The 15,985-nt window shown below is 66.9% G+C and carries 18 protein-coding genes; 15 read left to right on the top strand and 3 right to left on the bottom strand.

The window, feature by feature from the left end:
- The 11 genes from QFZ47_RS27870 to QFZ47_RS27820 all read left to right on the top strand — a co-directional run bounded on the left by QFZ47_RS27870 (position 1) and on the right by QFZ47_RS27820 (position 10,540).
- Positions 1 to 690 (top strand): YfgM family protein, encoded by a 690-nt coding sequence (locus QFZ47_RS27870; RefSeq protein WP_307658707.1) that lies wholly within the window; start codon positions 1 to 3, stop codon positions 688 to 690.
- 7 nt (positions 691 to 697) lie between these two features.
- Entirely contained in the window at positions 698 to 1,840 is a 1,143-nt protein-coding gene (gene bamB / locus QFZ47_RS27865) for an outer membrane protein assembly factor BamB (protein ID WP_307658706.1), read from the top strand.
- Positions 1,841 to 1,888: 48 nt separating this feature from the next.
- Positions 1,889 to 3,232, top strand: a complete 1,344-nt coding sequence (gene der, locus QFZ47_RS27860) for a ribosome biogenesis GTPase Der (RefSeq protein ID WP_307658705.1) — start codon at positions 1,889 to 1,891, stop codon at positions 3,230 to 3,232.
- Positions 3,233 to 3,396: 164 nt separating this feature from the next.
- Entirely contained in the window at positions 3,397 to 3,642 is a 246-nt protein-coding gene (gene hfq, locus QFZ47_RS27855) for an RNA chaperone Hfq (RefSeq protein ID WP_012747311.1), read from the top strand.
- A 52-nt stretch (positions 3,643 to 3,694) separates the two neighbouring features.
- Positions 3,695 to 4,864, top strand: a complete 1,170-nt coding sequence (hflX, locus tag QFZ47_RS27850; protein ID WP_307658704.1) for a GTPase HflX — start codon at positions 3,695 to 3,697, stop codon at positions 4,862 to 4,864.
- Between the two features lie 74 nt (positions 4,865 to 4,938).
- Positions 4,939 to 6,303 carry an FtsH protease activity modulator HflK gene (gene hflK, locus QFZ47_RS27845; RefSeq protein ID WP_307659033.1) on the top strand — a complete coding sequence of 455 codons (1,365 nt, stop codon included), beginning with the start codon at positions 4,939 to 4,941 and terminating at the stop codon, positions 6,301 to 6,303.
- Positions 6,304 to 6,319: 16 nt separating this feature from the next.
- Positions 6,320 to 7,225, top strand: coding sequence for a protease modulator HflC (gene hflC / locus QFZ47_RS27840; RefSeq protein ID WP_307658703.1), 906 nt, complete (start codon positions 6,320 to 6,322; stop codon positions 7,223 to 7,225).
- A gap of 24 nt (positions 7,226 to 7,249) precedes the next feature.
- The gene (locus tag QFZ47_RS27835; RefSeq protein ID WP_021006983.1) at positions 7,250 to 7,438 is read left to right on the top strand and encodes a DUF2065 domain-containing protein; all 189 of its coding nucleotides are present in this window, start codon (positions 7,250 to 7,252) and stop codon (positions 7,436 to 7,438) included.
- A gap of 43 nt (positions 7,439 to 7,481) precedes the next feature.
- Positions 7,482 to 8,642, top strand: coding sequence for an ATP phosphoribosyltransferase regulatory subunit (locus tag QFZ47_RS27830; protein WP_307658702.1), 1,161 nt, complete (start codon positions 7,482 to 7,484; stop codon positions 8,640 to 8,642).
- A gap of 23 nt (positions 8,643 to 8,665) precedes the next feature.
- Positions 8,666 to 9,997 (top strand): adenylosuccinate synthase, encoded by a 1,332-nt coding sequence (locus tag QFZ47_RS27825; protein WP_215247167.1) that lies wholly within the window; start codon positions 8,666 to 8,668, stop codon positions 9,995 to 9,997.
- 18 nt (positions 9,998 to 10,015) lie between these two features.
- A complete protein-coding gene (locus QFZ47_RS27820) occupies positions 10,016 to 10,540 on the top strand; it encodes a phosphoribosyltransferase (protein WP_307658701.1) in 525 nt (174 codons plus the stop codon).
- A gap of 10 nt (positions 10,541 to 10,550) precedes the next feature.
- Here the strand turns inward: QFZ47_RS27820 and QFZ47_RS27815 are convergent, their stop codons facing one another.
- The gene (locus QFZ47_RS27815; RefSeq protein WP_307658700.1) at positions 10,551 to 11,000 is read right to left on the bottom strand and encodes a VOC family protein; all 450 of its coding nucleotides are present in this window, start codon (positions 10,998 to 11,000) and stop codon (positions 10,551 to 10,553) included.
- A 90-nt stretch (positions 11,001 to 11,090) separates the two neighbouring features.
- Positions 11,091 to 11,933: a helix-turn-helix domain-containing protein gene (locus tag QFZ47_RS27810; protein WP_307658699.1), complete on the bottom strand. Its 843-nt coding sequence runs from the start codon at positions 11,931 to 11,933 to the stop codon at positions 11,091 to 11,093.
- Between the two features lie 77 nt (positions 11,934 to 12,010).
- Between QFZ47_RS27810 and QFZ47_RS27805 the strand changes: the two genes are divergently transcribed.
- Positions 12,011 to 13,204 carry a cystathionine beta-lyase gene (locus QFZ47_RS27805; RefSeq protein WP_307658698.1) on the top strand — a complete coding sequence of 398 codons (1,194 nt, stop codon included), beginning with the start codon at positions 12,011 to 12,013 and terminating at the stop codon, positions 13,202 to 13,204.
- 112 nt (positions 13,205 to 13,316) lie between these two features.
- Positions 13,317 to 13,520: a hypothetical protein gene (locus tag QFZ47_RS27800; protein ID WP_012747323.1), complete on the top strand. Its 204-nt coding sequence runs from the start codon at positions 13,317 to 13,319 to the stop codon at positions 13,518 to 13,520.
- 75 nt (positions 13,521 to 13,595) lie between these two features.
- On the opposite strand, the gene QFZ47_RS27795 is transcribed toward QFZ47_RS27800, so the two are convergent.
- Positions 13,596 to 14,267 carry an arylesterase gene (locus QFZ47_RS27795; RefSeq protein ID WP_307658697.1) on the bottom strand — a complete coding sequence of 224 codons (672 nt, stop codon included), beginning with the start codon at positions 14,265 to 14,267 and terminating at the stop codon, positions 13,596 to 13,598.
- On the opposite strand from QFZ47_RS27795, the gene QFZ47_RS27790 reads away from it, so the two are divergent.
- Positions 14,266 to 14,988: an ABC transporter ATP-binding protein gene (locus QFZ47_RS27790; RefSeq protein ID WP_307658696.1), complete on the top strand. Its 723-nt coding sequence runs from the start codon at positions 14,266 to 14,268 to the stop codon at positions 14,986 to 14,988. The two genes, QFZ47_RS27795 and QFZ47_RS27790, sit on opposite strands and share 2 nt — an antisense overlap.
- Complete coding sequence (locus QFZ47_RS27785) at positions 14,985 to 15,965, top strand: hypothetical protein (RefSeq protein ID WP_307658695.1); 981 nt, start codon at positions 14,985 to 14,987, stop codon at positions 15,963 to 15,965. The genes QFZ47_RS27790 and QFZ47_RS27785 overlap by 4 nt, the downstream gene beginning before the upstream one ends.
- Positions 15,966 to 15,985: the final 20 nt, after the last annotated feature.

The following is a 15,985-nucleotide window of genomic DNA, read 5'->3' as shown; positions in this document are numbered from 1 at the left end:
ATGGCAACCCATCTCGATCTCGACGAACAGGAACAGCTCGACCAGCTCAAGCATTTCTGGAACACCTACGGCACCCTGATCACCTGGGTGGTGTTGCTCGTGGCCGGGGCCTTCGTGGCCTGGAACGGCTGGCAGTATTTCCAGCGCAACAAGGCGGCGCAGGCCGCGGCCCTCTACGACGAGGTGGAGCGCAGCGCGCAGTCCGGCGATGTGGAGCGCATCCAGCGCGTGCTGGGCGACATGAAGGAACGCTTCGCCAGCACCGCCTATGCGCAGCAGGCCGGCCTGCTGGCCGCCAAGGCGCTGTACGAGAAGGGCAACCTCGAGGGCTCGCGGGCCGCGCTCGGCTGGGTTGCGCAAAGCGCTGTCGATCCGGGCTACCAGGCCGTCGCCAAGTTGCGGCTCTCAGCCGAGCTGCTCGACAGCAAGTCCTACGACGAAGCGCTTCAGCAGCTGTCGGGCAATGTGCCCAAGGAATTCGAACCGCTCGTGGCCGATCGCAAGGGCGACATCTACATGGCCCAGGGCAAGCGCACCGAAGCGCAGGCCGAATACCGCAAGGCCTGGACCGGCCTTGGCCCGGCGTCCGACTACCGGCGCCTGGTCGAATTCAAGCTCAACGCCGCCGGCGTCGATCCGAAGAGCCTGGCACCTGTCACGGTCACGCCGGCAGCCCCCAAAAATTCCTGATCGCACTATGAATTTCAAGCGTTTCATGCCTGAGTCGTCCGCCCTGCGTGCAGGTTCGGCCATTGTTCTGGTGGCCATGCTGGCCGCCTGCTCGGGCACCAGCAAGCCCAAGCCGGCCGAACTGCCTGCCAACCCCGCGTTGTTCGGCGTGCGCCAGGCCTGGAGCGTGCGCATCCCGGCCGTGAGCTTCCCGCTGGCCACCGACGTCAGCGGCGACATCGTCACCGTGGCCGGCGCCGACGGCACCGTGGTGGCCATCGACGCCCGTGCCGGCCGCGAAACCTGGCGCGCGAACGCGGGCGCCAAGCTCGCTGCCGGCGTCGGCAGCGACGGTTCGCTGGCCGCGGTGGTCACCACCGACAACGAACTCGTGGCCATGGAGGGCGGCAAGGTCCTGTGGAAGCAGCGGCTCTCGGCCCAGGCCTTCACCGCGCCGCTGGTGGCCGGCCGGCGCGTCTTCGTGCAGACCGCCGACCGCAGCATCAGCGCCTGGGACGGCCAGAGCGGCCGCCGCCTCTGGCTGCAGCAGCGCACGGCCGAGAACCTCGTGCTCAAGAAGTCGGGCGTGCTGATCGCCGTGGGCGACACCCTGGTGTCGGGCATCGGCGGCCGGCTGGTCGGCATCAATCCGGCCAATGGCACCTCGCGCTGGGAAGCCCCCATTGCGGCCCCGCGCGGCACCAACGACGTGGAGCGCCTGGTCGACCTGACTGGCAGCGTGAGCCGTGTCGGCGACACCGTGTGCGCCCGTGCCTACTACGCCAACGTCGGCTGCGTCGACACGGTTCGCGGCCAGCTGCTCTGGAGCAAGCCTGCCGTGGGCGCCGAGGGCGTGAGCGGCGACGAAAGCTTCGTCTATGGCACCGAGGCCGATGGCAGCGTGACGGCCTGGCGCCGTTCCGATGGCGAGCGCGCCTGGCAATCGACCCGCTTCAAGAGCCGTGTCCTGACCGGGCCGCTCGCGGTGGGCCGTTCGCTGGTGATTGGCGAAAGCACGGGAACGCTGCACTTCGTTTCGCGCGAAGACGGTGCGCTGCTCAATCGCGTCACGCCCGATGGCTCCGCCATTGACGTCACCCCGGTGATGGCCGGCAACACGGTGGTGGTGGTGACCGCCAACGGCGGTGTGTTTGGATATCGCCCTGAATAATTCTTTGCAAGGCCCGACCATGAAAACCGCGCCCCTGAAAGGCCGGCCATGAAGCCGGTCGTGGCCCTGGTCGGGCGGCCCAACGTTGGCAAGTCGACCCTCTTCAACCGCCTGACGCAGACGCGCGACGCCATCGTCGCCGACTTTGCCGGGCTCACGCGCGACCGCCACTACGGCAACGGCCGCCTGGGCAAGCACGAGTTCATCGTGATCGACACCGGCGGCTTCGAGCCCGATGCCGGCAGCGGCATCTACAAGGAAATGGCCAAGCAGACGCGGCAGGCCGTGGCCGAGGCCGACGTGGTGATCTTCGTGGTCGATGCCCGCGAAGGCCTTTCGGCGCAGGACCACGACATTGCGAACGAGCTGCGCCGGCTCGGCAAGCCCTGCGTGCTCGCGGCCAACAAGGCCGAAGGCATGCACGACGGCACCAAGCTGGTCGATTTCTACGAACTCGGCTTCGGCGACGTGCACGGCGTGTCCGCGGCGCACGGGCAGGGCATGCGCGACCTGGTCGAACTGGCGCTTGCACCCCTGAACCTGCCCGACCCCGACGACGAGGCGGACGAGGACGACGTCAACAAGCCCATCAAGCTGGCGGTGGCGGGACGGCCGAACGTCGGCAAGTCCACGCTCATCAATACCTGGCTTGGCGAGGAACGCCTGGTGGCGTTCGACTTGCCGGGCACCACGCGCGACGCCATCTCGGTGCCGTTCGAGCGCAACGGCCAGCGCTTCGAGCTGATCGACACGGCCGGCCTGCGCCGCAAGGGCAAGGTGTTCGAGGCGATCGAGAAGTTCTCGGTGGTCAAGACGCTGCAGGCCATCGAATCGGCCAACGTCGTGCTGCTGCTGCTCGATGCCACGCAGGGCGTGACCGATCAGGATGCGCACATTGCGGGCTACATCCTCGAAAGCGGCCGCGCGGTGGTGATTGCCATCAACAAGTGGGATGCGGTCGACAGCTACCAGCGCGAGCAGATCCAGCGCCAGATCGAGACCCGGCTGCCGTTTCTCAAGTTCGCGTCGCTGCATTTCATCTCGGCCATCAAGCGCCAGGGCCTGGGCCCTGTGTGGCAGGCCATTGCGCAGGCCCACAAGTCGGCCACCCGCAAGATGTCGACGCCCGTGCTGACCCGGCTGCTGCTGGAGGCCGTGCAGTTCCAGTCGCCCAAGCGCGCGGGCATGTTCCGGCCCAAGCTGCGCTATGCGCACCAGGGCGGCATGAATCCGCCGGTGATCATCATCCACGGCAATTCGCTGGAGCACGTCACCGAGGCCTACAAGCGCTTTCTCGAAGGGCGCTTCCGCAAGGAGTTCGATCTGGTGGGCACGCCCTTGCGCATCCAGTTCAAAAGCTCGCAAAATCCCTTTGCGGACAAGGACGGTTGAGTGCTCTTGGCTGCCGATGGCGGCCGTTGAGCCATGGCCGGGTCGAAAGTTCCGTCATTTGAGAACCGTTATTTTTCAAAGGCTTTTGACCCCGATTGCTGCAGCGCAGAAACCCTGTGTTAAGGTCATCTCTCCAACAACTACTCTTGAACACGGAGAATATCGTGAGCAATAAAGGGCAACTTCTACAAGACCCGTTTCTGAACACCCTGCGTCGCGAGCATGTGCCGGTTTCCATTTATTTGGTGAACGGTATCAAGCTGCAGGGCCAGATCGAGTCTTTCGACCAGTACGTCGTGTTGCTTCGCAACACGGTGACGCAAATGGTCTACAAGCACGCCATCTCCACCATCGTGCCGGGTCGTGCCGTCAACTTCTCGGCTGCCGAGAACGACGACGCCGCAGCCTGATCGCGCGGAGCGCGGCGGTAACCCCGCCGCGCTTTTTCCATATTGACCCCGCTTGTCTGAACTGAACTCCCGCCAGGAAGGCGCCGCCGTTCTCGTCGGAGTCGATTTCGGGCTGCCCCATTTCGACAGCGAACTCGAGGAACTCGGCCTGCTTGCGCAGACCGCGGGCCTCACGCCTGTTGCGCGCCTCGTCTGCAAGCGCAAGGCGCCCGACGCGGCACTTTTCGTCGGCAGCGGCAAGGCCGAAGAAATCAAGGAACTGGCCGCGCTGCACCAGGCCAGCGAGGTCATCTTCGACCAATCGCTGAGTCCGGCGCAGCAGCGCAACCTCGAGCGCCAACTCGACGTGGCGGTGTACGACCGCACCTTTCTCATCCTCGAGATCTTTGCCCAGCGCGCCCGCTCCCATGAGGGCAAGCTGCAGGTCGAGCTTGCCCGCCTGCAGTACCTGAGCACGCGGCTGGTCCGCCGCTGGTCCCACCTCGAGCGCCAGACCGGCGGCGCGGGCGTGCGCGGCGGTCCCGGTGAAAAGCAGATCGAGCTCGACCGCCGAATGATCAGCGAATCGATCAAGCGCACGCGCGAGCGCCTGGCCAAGGTGCAGAAGCAGCGCGGCACGCAGCGCCGCCAGCGCGAGCGCCGCGAGACTTTCAACATCTCGCTCGTGGGCTATACCAACGCCGGCAAGTCGTCGCTGTTCAATGCGCTGGTCAAGGCCCGCGCCTATGCAGCCGACCAGCTCTTTGCCACGCTCGACACCACCACGCGCAACCTCTACCTGGGCGACGCGCGCAGGCAGGTCTCGATTTCCGACACCGTCGGCTTCATCCGCGACCTGCCGCACGGCCTCGTCGACGCCTTCAAGGCCACGCTGCAAGAGGCCGTCGACGCCGACTTGCTGCTGCATGTGGTCGATGCTTCCAATCCGCATTACCCAGAGCAGATGGCCGAAGTGCGATCCGTTCTTCGCGACATCGGTGCGGACGCCGTTGCGCAGCTTCTGGTGTTCAACAAGCTCGATGCTCTTGAAACCGCGCAGCACCCGCTGCATCTGCAGGACGACATCGAAGTCGACGGCGTGCAGGTTCCGCGCATCTTCCTCAGCGCCCGCAGTGGCGAGGGCGTGCCGCTCCTGCGAGCCGAGCTGGCCCGCCGGTCGGGCTCCATGGGCGATACGATGACCCCAGAGGCCGACACTGAATTGCACGATACCGCCAATTGATTGGGCACAATCCCGCCACTGACAAGAGAACGAAGCGAATGAATGCAAAGCCAGCGTGGAGAGGGTTTCTGGGCATGTTCAACCTGAACGATGGCCGATGGGGTCGCGGCGACGAGCCGGCGTCCAACGGCGACCGCCCGACGGGCAACCGGCCTCCCGACGCAGACCCGCCGGGCGCACCAACGCCACCGCCCTCGGGCAACAACAACGGCAACGGCAACCGTCCCCGCGGCCAAGGCCCGAACCAGGGGCCGCCCGACCTCGACGAACTCTGGCGCGACCTCAATCGCAAGCTGGGGGGCTTCTTCGGTGGCAAGGGCGGCGGCAATCGCCCCACTGGCAACGGCGGTGGCGGCAATGGCTATCGGCCGGACATGAAGAATGCAGGCTTCGGTCTCGGACTGGTGGCGGCGGTTGCCGTTCTCATCTGGCTCGGTACCGGCTTCTTCATCGTGAATGAAGGCCAGCAGGCCGTGGTGACGCAGTTCGGCCGCTACAAGTCGACTGTGAATGCCGGCTTCAACTGGCGCCTGCCGTACCCCATCCAGCGTCACGAAGTGGTGGTGACCACGCAGATCCGCTCGACCGACGTGGGCCGCGATGCCATCGTGCGTTCGACCGGCCTGCGCGAATCGGCCATGCTGACCGAAGACGAGAACATCGTCGAGATCAAGTTCGCCGTGCAATACCGCCTGAGCGATGCGCGCGCCTATCTGTACGAAAGCAAGTCGCCCTCCGAAACCGTGGTGCAGGTGGCCGAAACCGCCGTGCGCGAAGTGGTCGGCAAGATGAAGATGGACGCGGCCCTTGCCGAGGAGCGCGACCAGATCGCGCCTCGCGTGCGCACGCTGATGCAGACCATCCTCGACCGTTACAAGGTCGGCGTGGAAGTCGTCAACATCAACCTGCAGCAAGGCGGCGTGCGGCCGCCCGAGCAGGTGCAGGCCGCCTTCGACGACGTGCTCAAGGCCGGACAGGAGCGCGAGCGCGCCAAGAACGAGGCCCAGGCCTACGCCAACGACGTGATCCCGCGTGCCACCGGTACCTCGTCGCGCCTCAAGGAAGAGTCCGAGGCCTACAAGGCGCGCATCGTTGCGCAGGCGCAGGGCGATGCAGGGCGCTTTGGCGCGGTGCTGGCCGAATACCAGAAGGCGCCGCAGGTGACGCGCGACCGCATGTACACCGACGCCATGCAGCAGATCTACGCCAGCACCACCAAGGTGCTGGTCGATACCAAGCAAGGCTCCAACCTGCTGTACCTGCCGCTCGACAAGCTCATGCAGCTGAGCGGCAACAACCCGGCCGCAACGCCGGTCGATGCGGCCAGCCCCAGCGTGGCGGGTACCGCGCCCGCCCAGTCGTCAGTGATTCCGGTGGCGCCGCCATCGAGCGAGAGCCGCGCCCGCGATGGCCGTTCGCGTGATCGCGACGTGCGTTGAAAAGGCCAGTAAGAACATGAACAGAATCGGATTCATCGCTTCGTCGATCCTCGTGCTGCTGGTGCTGCTGAGCTCGACGCTCTTCGTCGTCGACCAGCGCCAGTTCGGCGTGGTCTACGCCCTGGGCCAGATCAAGCAGGTCATCACCGAGCCGGGCCTGAACTTCAAGCTGCCGCCGCCGTTCCAGAACGTGTCGTACATCGACAAGCGGCTGCTCACGCTCTCCAGCCTCGACACCGAGCCCATGCTCACGGCCGAGAAGCAGCGCGTGGTGATCGACTGGTACGTGCGCTGGCGCATCACCGATCCGCAGGCCTACATCCGCAACGTGGGCCTCGACGAAAATGCCGGCGCCACGCAGCTCAACCGGGTGGTGCGCAACGCCTTCCAGGAAAACATCAACAAGCGCACCGTGCGCGACCTGATCTCGGTGCGCCGCGAGGCGCTGATGGCCGACGTTCAGCGCGAGGTGCTGGCCGTGGTGAAGGGTGCCAAGCCCTGGGGCGTTGACGTCATCGACGTGCGCATCACGCGTGTCGACTATGTGGAAGCCATCACCGAATCGGTCTACCGCCGGATGGAGGCAGAGCGCAAGCGCGTGGCCAATGAACTGCGTTCGACCGGCTTTGCCGAGGGCGAAAAGATCCGCGCCGACGCCGACCGCCAGCGCGAAGTGATCGTGGCGAACGCCTATCGCGATGCCCAGAAGATCAAGGGCGAGGGCGATGCCCAGGCTGCTGCCGCCTACAGCGAGTCCTTTGGCCGCGACCCGCAGTTCGCGCAGTTCTACCGCAGCCTCGACGCCTACAAGCAGAGCTTCAACAAGAAGAGCGACGTGATGGTGCTCGACCCGTCGTCGGACTTCTTCCGCGCCATGCAGAGCGCCGGCACGCCCGCAGGCAACGCGCCTCCACGCCGCTGACCCGGCATCCGGGCCGCTGCCGCCGTGAGCGCCGAAATCTTCTGGAGCGCGCTGGCGCTGGTCCTGGTGATCGAAGGCATCCTGCCTTTCGTCTCGCCGGGCGGGTGGCGGCGCGGTTTTGGGCAGCTCATGCAGCTGCGCGACGGCCAGCTGCGTTTCTTCGGACTCTGCAGCATCTTGATGGGTTTGGCCCTTCTTTGGCTGCTGGGGTAGCGCGGCCCGGTAGAATCCCGGTTTAACCACGCCCCCGATCCCCATGTCCGCCTGGGTCCTCCCGGATCACATTGCCGATGTGCTGCCTTCCGAGGCGCGCCACATCGAAGAACTTCGACGCCAGCTGCTCGATACCGCCCGTGGCTATGGCTACGAGCTGGTGATGCCGCCGCTGCTCGAGCACCTGGAGTCGCTGCTGTCCGGCACCGGCGAGGCGCTCGACCTCCAAACCTTCAAGCTGGTCGACCAGCTCTCCGGCCGCAGCATGGGCCTGCGGGCCGACACCACGCCCCAGGTGGCACGCATCGACGCCCACCTGTTGAACCGCGAAGGCGTGGCACGGCTGTGCTACTGCGGACCGGTGCTGCACACCCGCCCCGACCGGCCGCATGCCACGCGCGAGCCGCTGCAGTTCGGGGCCGAGATCTATGGCCATGCAGGGCTCGAGGCCGATACCGAAGTGCTGCTGCTCGCGCTCGACTGCCTGCATGCGTCAGGCTTGAAGGACGGCGTGATCGTCGACCTGGCGGACGCGCGCATCGTGCGGGCGCTGTTTGCCGGCGTGCCGGTCGACGCCTCCATGCTGGCGCGCGTGCATGCGGCGCTGGTTGCCAAGGACGCGAGCGAACTGCATGCGCTCACGCGCGATTTCCCGGCTTCGTCGCGCGATGGCCTGCGCGCGCTGGTCCAGCTGTATGGCGATGCGTCGGTGCTCGACGAGGCCGCCAAGGCCCTCAAGGGCACGCCGGCCGTGAGCGCGGCGCTGGCCGGACTGAAGCAGCTCGCGGACAGCCTCGGCGCCGATTCGTCGCGCCAGATCAGTTTCGACCTGGCCGACCTGCGCGGCTATGCCTACTACAGCGGCATGCGCTTCGGCATCTATGTGCCGGGTGCGGCCGATGCGCTGGTGCGCGGCGGCCGCTACGACGAGGTCGGCGCCGTGTTCGGCCGCAACCGGCCGGCGGTCGGCTTCAGCCTCGACGTGCGCGAACTGGTCGGCGTGCTGCCGGCACGCCCGCTGCGCGCCGCCATTCGCGCACCCTGGAGCGACGCGGCCGGCCTGCGCCAGGCCATTGCCGGGCTGCGCAAGGCCGGCGAGACCGTGGTCTGCGTGCTGCCGGGCCATGGCAGCGAGATCGATGAATTCCATTGCGACCGCGAGCTCGTCGAGCAAGCAGGGCAGTGGCAAGTCCGAGCCATCTGAATTTTTGAAGTAATGGAACGAGCATGAGCGTAACCACCGGAAGAAACGTGGTCGTCGTCGGTACCCAATGGGGCGATGAAGGCAAGGGCAAGCTGGTCGATTGGCTGACGGAAAGCGCCCAGGGCGTGGTCCGTTTCCAGGGCGGCCACAACGCGGGCCACACGCTGGTCATCAACGGTGTGAAGACCGCGTTGCACCTGATCCCCAGCGGGATCATGCGGCCCGGCGTCAAGTGCTACATCGGCAACGGCGTGGTGCTCTCGGCTGCCAAGCTGTTCGAGGAGATCGAGGGGCTCGAAAAGGCGGGCGTCGAGGTGCGCTCGCGCCTGCGCATCAGCGAGGCCTGCCCGCTGATCCTGCCTTTTCACGCGGCGCTCGACATCGCGCGGGAAACGTACCGCGAAAAGGGCGGCGTCGAGAAGATCGGCACCACCGGCCGCGGCATCGGCCCGGCCTACGAAGACAAGATCGCGCGCCGCGCGCTGCGCGTGCAGGACCTGAAGCACCCCGATCGCTTCGCGACCAAGCTGCGCGTGCTGCTCGACCTGCACAACCACGTGCTGACGCAGGTGCTCGGCGCTCCTGCCATCGACTTCGACCTGGTGTTCGACGAGGCCATGCGCCACGCGGTGCTGCTCAAGCCGATGATGGCCGATGTGTCGCGCGAACTGAACGACGCGCACAAGGCCGGCGCCAACCTGCTGTTCGAAGGCGCGCAGGGCACGCTGCTCGACGTCGACCACGGCACCTATCCGTACGTCACATCGAGCAACTGCGTGGCCGGCAATGCGGCCGCGGGTTCGGGTGTGGGCCCGGGCATGCTGCACTACATCCTCGGCATCACCAAGGCCTACTGCACGCGCGTGGGCGGCGGCCCGTTCCCGACGGAACTCGACTGGGCCACGCCGGGCACGCCGGGCTACCACATGAGCACCGTGGGCGCCGAAAAAGGCGTGACCACCGGCCGCAGCCGCCGCTGCGGCTGGTTCGACGCCGCGCTGCTCAAGCGTTCGGCGCAGGTCAACGGCCTGTCGGGCCTGTGCATCACCAAGCTCGACGTGCTGGACGGGCTCGAAAAGCTCGAGCTGTGCACCGGCTACGAGCTCGACGGCGAAATCACCGACATTCTGCCGATGGGTGCGGACGAGATCGAGCGCTGCACGCCCATCTACGAGACCCTCGAAGGCTGGAGCGAAAGCACCGTCGGCGTCACGCAGTACGACAAGCTGCCGGTCAACGCGCGGCTCTACCTGCAGCGCATCGAGCAGATCACCGGCGTGCCGATCCACATGGTGTCGACCAGCCCCGATCGCGATCACACGATCATGATGCGCCACCCTTACCTCGCCGACTGAACAGGACCGAACCAGACCATGTTGACCGAAGACGGCAAGCATCTCTATGTCAGCTACGACGAGTATCACAACCTGATCGAGAAGCTCGCGATCAAGATTCACCAGTCGGAATGGCAGTTCGACACCATTCTTTGCCTTGCGCGCGGCGGCATGCGCCCGGGGGACGTGCTTTCGCGCATCTTCGGCAAGCCACTGGCGATCATGTCGACCAGCTCCTACCGCGCCGACGCCGGTACGGTGCAGGGCCATCTGGACATCGCCCGCTTCATCACCACGCCCAAGGGCGAGATCGCCGGCAGGGTGCTGCTGGTGGACGACCTGGCCGACTCGGGCCACACGCTGCATGCGGTGATGGACATGCTGCGCAACAACTACAAGCCAATTACCGAACTGCGCAGCGCGGTGCTCTGGACCAAGGCGCTGTCGACCTTCACGCCCGACTACTCGGTCGAGTACCTGGCGACGAATCCGTGGATCCATCAGCCCTTCGAAGGCTACGACTCGCTCGGCGTCGAGAAGCTGCTGGAGAAGTGGTCAGTCTGAGCCCGCAGGCTCAACGCCCGGGCTCGAACATCGCGGTGTAGCGCCGCTGCATTTCTTCTGGCGTCAGCTTTTCGATGCTGTGGCCCACGTTCCAGCGGTGGCCGAAGGGGTCGTGGAACACGCCGGATCGCTCGCCGTAGAACTGGTCCTGCGGCGCCATGTCGAGCGTGGCGCCGGCTGCCACGGCGCGGGCCACCACGGCATCGGCATCGTCCACATGCAGGTGCAGCGTCACCGCAGTGCCGCCCAGCGTCCTGGCGCTGGGGATGCCGTATTCGGCGAACTCGTCCGAGATCATCAGGATCGCGCCGTTGTGGAAGTCGAGTTCCGCATGGCCGATGCGGCCGCTCGGCTCGGTGAGCCGGAAGATTTCCTTGACTTCGAAGACCTTGCAATAGAAGTCGATGGCCGCGCCGGCGTCGTCGACGCAAAGATAGGGAAACAGTTCGTGGATGGCCATGTCGATGTCCGCTCGGGTTGATGGGATGCTGGCGATTCTGGCTCCCGCGGCACGTACCGTCTTGAACAAAATTGACCTGCCGGCAGGGGCTCAGACCCGCACGTGGCGCGAGGACGTCGGGGCAGTGCGCCGGTAGGCCTCGGGCGACATGCCGGCGATCGCAAGGAATTCGCGGCTGAAGTGCGCCTGGTCGCTGTAGCCGGCATCCAGTGCCAGCTCGACCCAGGGCTGGGTCGGATCCAGTGCGAACTGCCCGATCACGCGGTCGAAGCGCAGCATGCGCGCGTACTGCTTGGGCGCGATGCCGGTCATGCCGCGAAAGAGTGCAATGAAGCGCCGGTGGCTGTAGCCGCTTTGCTTCACCAGTTCGCGGATCGCGCCGGCTTTCGCGTTGTTGCCGGCGCCTGACAGGCCGGCCAGCGCGTGCGCCACCGCGGGGTCCAGGCCATGCACCACGGAGGCGGACAGGCGCGCGCTCAGCAGGGCATCGAGGATCGCGAGCTGGCGCGCCAGGGAGTCGGTGCCGTGGAGCTGTTCGAGCGCGAAGCCGGCGTCCGCACCCCAGAGCGCTTCGAGCGGCGTGTGGCGCTCGGCCAGCGCGTCTTCCGGTGCGCCGAGCAGCGCCCTGGCCGCGCCTGGTTGCAGCATCACGCCGACCGAGCGCGTCTCGACCGACACGTCACGCACGAAAAACCCGCAGCGGCTCCCGCCCACCATGGCGTAGCCCACCGTGTAGCCGTGCGCATCGGCGTCGTCGCGGAACAAGCGCAGCGGCGGTCCGGCGAGCCGGAACACCAGGTGCATGCCGCCGGTGGGCAGCACATGCTCGCGCGCGCCCGGCTGCTCGGCGGCCGCGCCCGCGGGGGCCGAGGCCCACATCAGCCGCACATAGGGCCGCAGGCAAGGCGAGGGCAGTCGCGTCAGCTGCTGCATGGCCGTGGCTCTGGAGGAAAACAGGCTGTTGCCCATCGGCGCATTGTGCGGCGGAACGCCGCGCTAGCATCGGGGCCATGAGCAAGCCCTCCACGACCCTGATCCATCATCCCTACACGCCGCCCGCCAACTTCGCCGCGCCGCAGCCTGGCATCTACAAGGCCTCGACGGTATTCTTTGCCGACGTGGCCGCCATGCGCGCGCGCGACTGGAAGACCAAGGCCGGCTACACCTACGGCCTGCACGGCACGCCGACCACCTTCACGCTCGAGGAGCGCCTGGCGACCCTCGAAGGCGGCACCGAGTGCCTGCTGGTGCCGAGCGGGCTGGCCGCCATTTCGCTGGTTTCCTTCGCCTTCCTGAAGAGCGGCGACGAGGTGCTGATTCCCGACAACGCCTACGGCCCCAACAAGGCGCTGGCGACCGGCGAACTGGCCAACTTCGGCATCACGCACCGCATGTACGACGCGATGAACCCGTCCGATCTGGCCGCCAAGCTCTCGGAGCGCACGCGGCTGGTGTGGCTCGAGGCCGCGGGCTCGGTGACGATGGAGTTTCCCGACCTGCCGGCGCTGGTGAAAGCCTGCCGTGCGCGCGGCGTGGTGACGGCGCTGGACAACACCTGGGGCGCGGGCCTGGCATTCGCCCCCTTCGATTTCAACGGCAGCGGGCAGGGCGTGGACATCTCGGTTCACGCGCTCACCAAATACCCGAGCGGCGGCGGCGATGTGCTGATGGGCAGCGTCGTCACGCGCGACGAGCGGCTGCATCGCGCGCTCAAGCTCACGCACATGCGCACGGGCTTCGGCGTCGGCGTCGGCGATGTGGAAACTCTGCTGCGGTCGCTGCCGAGCATCGGGTTGCGCTATGCCGCGCACGACCGTTCGGCGCGCGAGCTGGCGCGCTGGCTCGGCGGCCGCGAAGAGGTCGCGCAGGTGCTGCATCCTGCGCTCGAGGAGTCGCCCGGCCATGCGAACTGGCGTGCACTGTGCGGCGGCGCCGACCTGGCCGCGGGCCTGTTCTCGATCGTGTTCGACGAGCGCTACAGCACCGAGCAGGTCGACCGCTTCTGCGACAGCCTGAACCTGTTCCGCCTCGGCTATTCGTGGGGCGGCCCGGTGAGCCTCGTGGTGCCCTACGACATCGGCCTGATGCGCGATGCCAGCGTGGCGCGCTGGCCCCACAAGGGCACGCTGGTGCGCTTCTCGGTCGGGCTGGAGGATGTGGAAGACCTGCGGGCCGACCTGCAGCAGGCGCTCGCGCGGATGTAAGCGAAGTTTTCCGGATGCAGAGGCCGACCGCTGCGCGGCTTTGGGTGCACCGTTATCGCTTACAGTTGGATGACACGCAGTCGCTTTGACTGCCTCGTTCAAGGAGAGAACAGTGGCAACACCCAATTACGGCTACGAAAAGCGCCAGAAGGAGCTGGCCAAGAAGAAGAAAAAGGAAGAGAAGCTCCGCGAAAAGGCCAATCGCAAGCTCTCGCCAAGCAGCGACGGCCTGGCCCCGGGTGACCCGGAAACCGACGTGGCCTCGCTCGAACGCGATCCGCCGACGGTGCCCGATCTGCCGACCAAGAACGGTTGATCCGAAATCAAGGCTATCGACAAAAAAGCCGCTGCAGGCCTCCGGGCCTGGAGCGGCTTTTTTGTTGCGGTCGGCTTACCTGGCCGCGAGCAGCTTGCGCAGCTCCGGCCATACGTTGTCGAGCAACTGCGGCTGCGCGGCGGCGGTCGGATGAATGCGATCGGCCTGGAACAGCGCGAGCGCATCGGGCGCATCGGCCACGCCCTTGAGCAGGAACGGAACCAGCGCCGCCTTGGTGGCGCTGGCCACCTTGCCGAACACGGCTTCGAAGCGCCGCGTGTAGTCGCCGCCGTAGTTGGGCGGCACCTGGATGCCGACGATCAGCACCTTGGCCCCGGCCGCCTGCGCGGCCTTGGTGATCTGCAGCAGGTTGTCCTCGGTGTTCTGCAGCGGCAGGCCTCGCAGCGCGTCGTTGGCGCCCAGCTCGACCACCACGTGGCTGGGCTTGTGCTGCGCCAGCAGCGAGGCAAAGCGGGCGCGTCCGCCCGAGCTGGTGTCGCCGCTGATGCTGGCATTGACCACCGTGGCCGGGATCTTCTGCTGTGCGAGCCGCTTCTCGAGCAGGGGCACCCAGCCTTCGCCGCGCTTCAGGCCGTATTCGGCGCTCAGCGAATCGCCGAGCACCAGGATGACCGGTTTGCCGGGCGCGGCGGCCTGGGCATGGCTCGCCGTCCAAGCCCCTGCGCTGCCGAATGCCGCTGCGCTCAAGATAAAGTCACGTCGTTTCAAAACGAAAAGCCTTTCCATGTCCCAACCCCCGTCTGATGCCATTGTCGCTGTCGAGCATGTGTTCAAGTCCGTGACCGATTCGGCCGGTACGCTCGACATTTTGCAGAACATCGATTTCACCCTGGGCGCGCGGGAAACCGCCGCCATCGTCGGTGCCTCGGGTTCGGGCAAGAGCACGCTGCTGTCGATCATCGCCGGGCTCGACACGCCCACGCGCGGCACTGTCAGGCTGGCGGGCGATGACATCTTCGCCATCGACGAGGACGAGCGCGCCGCGCTGCGCGCCCAGCGCGTGGGCTTCGTGTTCCAGAGCTTCCAGCTGCTCGGCAACCTGAGCGCGCTCGAGAATGTGATGCTGCCGCTCGAACTGGCCGACCGCAAGGACGCGCGCAAGGCCGCCACCGAGATGCTCGGGCGCGTCGGACTCGGCCAGCGCCTGGGCCACTATCCCAAGGTGCTCTCGGGCGGCGAGCAGCAGCGCGTGGCGCTGGCCCGGGCCTTCGTGGTGCAGCCGGCCCTGCTGTTGGCCGATGAGCCCACCGGCAGCCTCGACTTCGCGACCGGTGAACAGGTCATGAAGCTGATGTTCGACCTCAACCGCGAGCTCGGCACCACGCTCGTGCTCGTCACCCACGACCGCGGCATTGCGGCCCAGTGCGAACGGCGCATCACCATCGAGGCCGGCCGCATGGCGCTCAACGAATCGACGCCTGTGCTGGTGGCCTCGCTGCAGGCATGATCGTTCCCCGGTTCTGGGCCGAGGGCCGCATCCAGGAGCGGGTGGCGGGCAAGCAGATCATCGTGCGGCGCCACGGCTGGTCCGACGAGAGCCCGATCGCCGCGCAGGCGCATGCCGACCAGCGCACGCGGGAGGCCTTCGAACGCATCGCCGGCGGCGAGCAGCTCAACCGCCGCGAGCGCAAGCTGGCCTACAACGGCGCCGAAGGCATGCCCATCCGCGAGGAAATCGTCGAGCGGCAGGGCGACACCGTCATCACCCGCAACAGCTACGGCGCGCGCTGCCTCAACACGCCCGACGTGCTGTTCGTCGACATCGATTTCGACGAACCGCTGCGTGGCAGCGTGTTCGGCTTTGCGCTGGTGCCCGCGCTGATCGCGGGCATCGTCGGCGGCTGGACCGCCAAGACCTGGCTGGGCGGGCTGGTCGCGGCCATCGTGGTCTTTGCCGTCGCCTACCGCATCGGCCTGCGCAAGAAGCGCGGCGAGGCCAGCGACGATCCCGCGCCCGAGAAGCGCGCGGCCGGGCGCATCGGGCGCTTCGTCCATCAGCACCCCGACTGGCATTTGCGCATCTACCGCACGCCGGCCGGCTTCCGCGTGCTGGCGATGCACGACGTCTTCAGCCCGGCCGACATCGCGGTGGCCGACTGCTTCCAGGCGCTGGGTGTCGACAAGGTCTACGCGCGCATGTGCCGCAACCAGAACTGCTTTCGCGCCCGCCTGAGCGCCAAGCCCTGGCGCATCGGCATCGGCGAGCACATGCGGCCGCGGCCGGGCGTCTGGCCCGTGTCGCCCGAGAAGCTGCCGGTGCGCGATGCCTGGGTCGCGCGCTACGAAAAGGCCGCCGCGGGCCATGCCGCCTGCCAGTACCTGGAGAGCGCCGGCAACAGCGCGCGGGTGCATGCGAATGCGCTGGCGGTGCAGCAATTGCACGACGAACGCACGCGAGCGCTGAGCGGCCTGCCCATCGCCTGAGGATCGCCTGAAGATCCGGG

It is taken from the genome of Variovorax paradoxus, assembly GCF_030815975.1.
GTDB lineage: Bacteria > Pseudomonadota > Gammaproteobacteria > Burkholderiales > Burkholderiaceae_C > Variovorax > Variovorax paradoxus_N.
The sequence above is the reverse complement of the archived record's forward strand: the minus strand, read 5'-3'. Positions and strand labels throughout refer to the sequence as shown.

What these genes read in the sequence shown, in the direction of transcription:
- QFZ47_RS27870 (WP_307658707.1), top strand. Translation starts at nt 1, where the DNA reads ATGGCAACCCATCTCGATCTCGACGAACAGGAACAGCTCGACCAGCTC.
- bamB (WP_307658706.1), top strand. Translation starts at nt 698, where the DNA reads ATGAATTTCAAGCGTTTCATGCCTGAGTCGTCCGCCCTGCGTGCAGGT.
- der (WP_307658705.1), top strand. Translation starts at nt 1,889, where the DNA reads ATGAAGCCGGTCGTGGCCCTGGTCGGGCGGCCCAACGTTGGCAAGTCG.
- hflK (WP_307659033.1), top strand. Translation starts at nt 4,939, where the DNA reads ATGTTCAACCTGAACGATGGCCGATGGGGTCGCGGCGACGAGCCGGCG.
- hflC (WP_307658703.1), top strand. Translation starts at nt 6,320, where the DNA reads ATGAACAGAATCGGATTCATCGCTTCGTCGATCCTCGTGCTGCTGGTG.
- QFZ47_RS27830 (WP_307658702.1), top strand. Translation starts at nt 7,482, where the DNA reads ATGTCCGCCTGGGTCCTCCCGGATCACATTGCCGATGTGCTGCCTTCC.
- QFZ47_RS27825 (WP_215247167.1), top strand. Translation starts at nt 8,666, where the DNA reads ATGAGCGTAACCACCGGAAGAAACGTGGTCGTCGTCGGTACCCAATGG.
- QFZ47_RS27820 (WP_307658701.1), top strand. Translation starts at nt 10,016, where the DNA reads ATGTTGACCGAAGACGGCAAGCATCTCTATGTCAGCTACGACGAGTAT.
- QFZ47_RS27815 (WP_307658700.1), bottom strand. Translation starts at nt 11,000, where the DNA reads ATGGCCATCCACGAACTGTTTCCCTATCTTTGCGTCGACGACGCCGGC.
- QFZ47_RS27810 (WP_307658699.1), bottom strand. Translation starts at nt 11,933, where the DNA reads ATGCAGCAGCTGACGCGACTGCCCTCGCCTTGCCTGCGGCCCTATGTG.
- QFZ47_RS27805 (WP_307658698.1), top strand. Translation starts at nt 12,011, where the DNA reads ATGAGCAAGCCCTCCACGACCCTGATCCATCATCCCTACACGCCGCCC.
- QFZ47_RS27790 (WP_307658696.1), top strand. Translation starts at nt 14,266, where the DNA reads ATGTCCCAACCCCCGTCTGATGCCATTGTCGCTGTCGAGCATGTGTTC.
- QFZ47_RS27795 (WP_307658697.1), bottom strand. Translation starts at nt 14,267, where the DNA reads ATGGAAAGGCTTTTCGTTTTGAAACGACGTGACTTTATCTTGAGCGCA.
- QFZ47_RS27785 (WP_307658695.1), top strand. Translation starts at nt 14,985, where the DNA reads ATGATCGTTCCCCGGTTCTGGGCCGAGGGCCGCATCCAGGAGCGGGTG.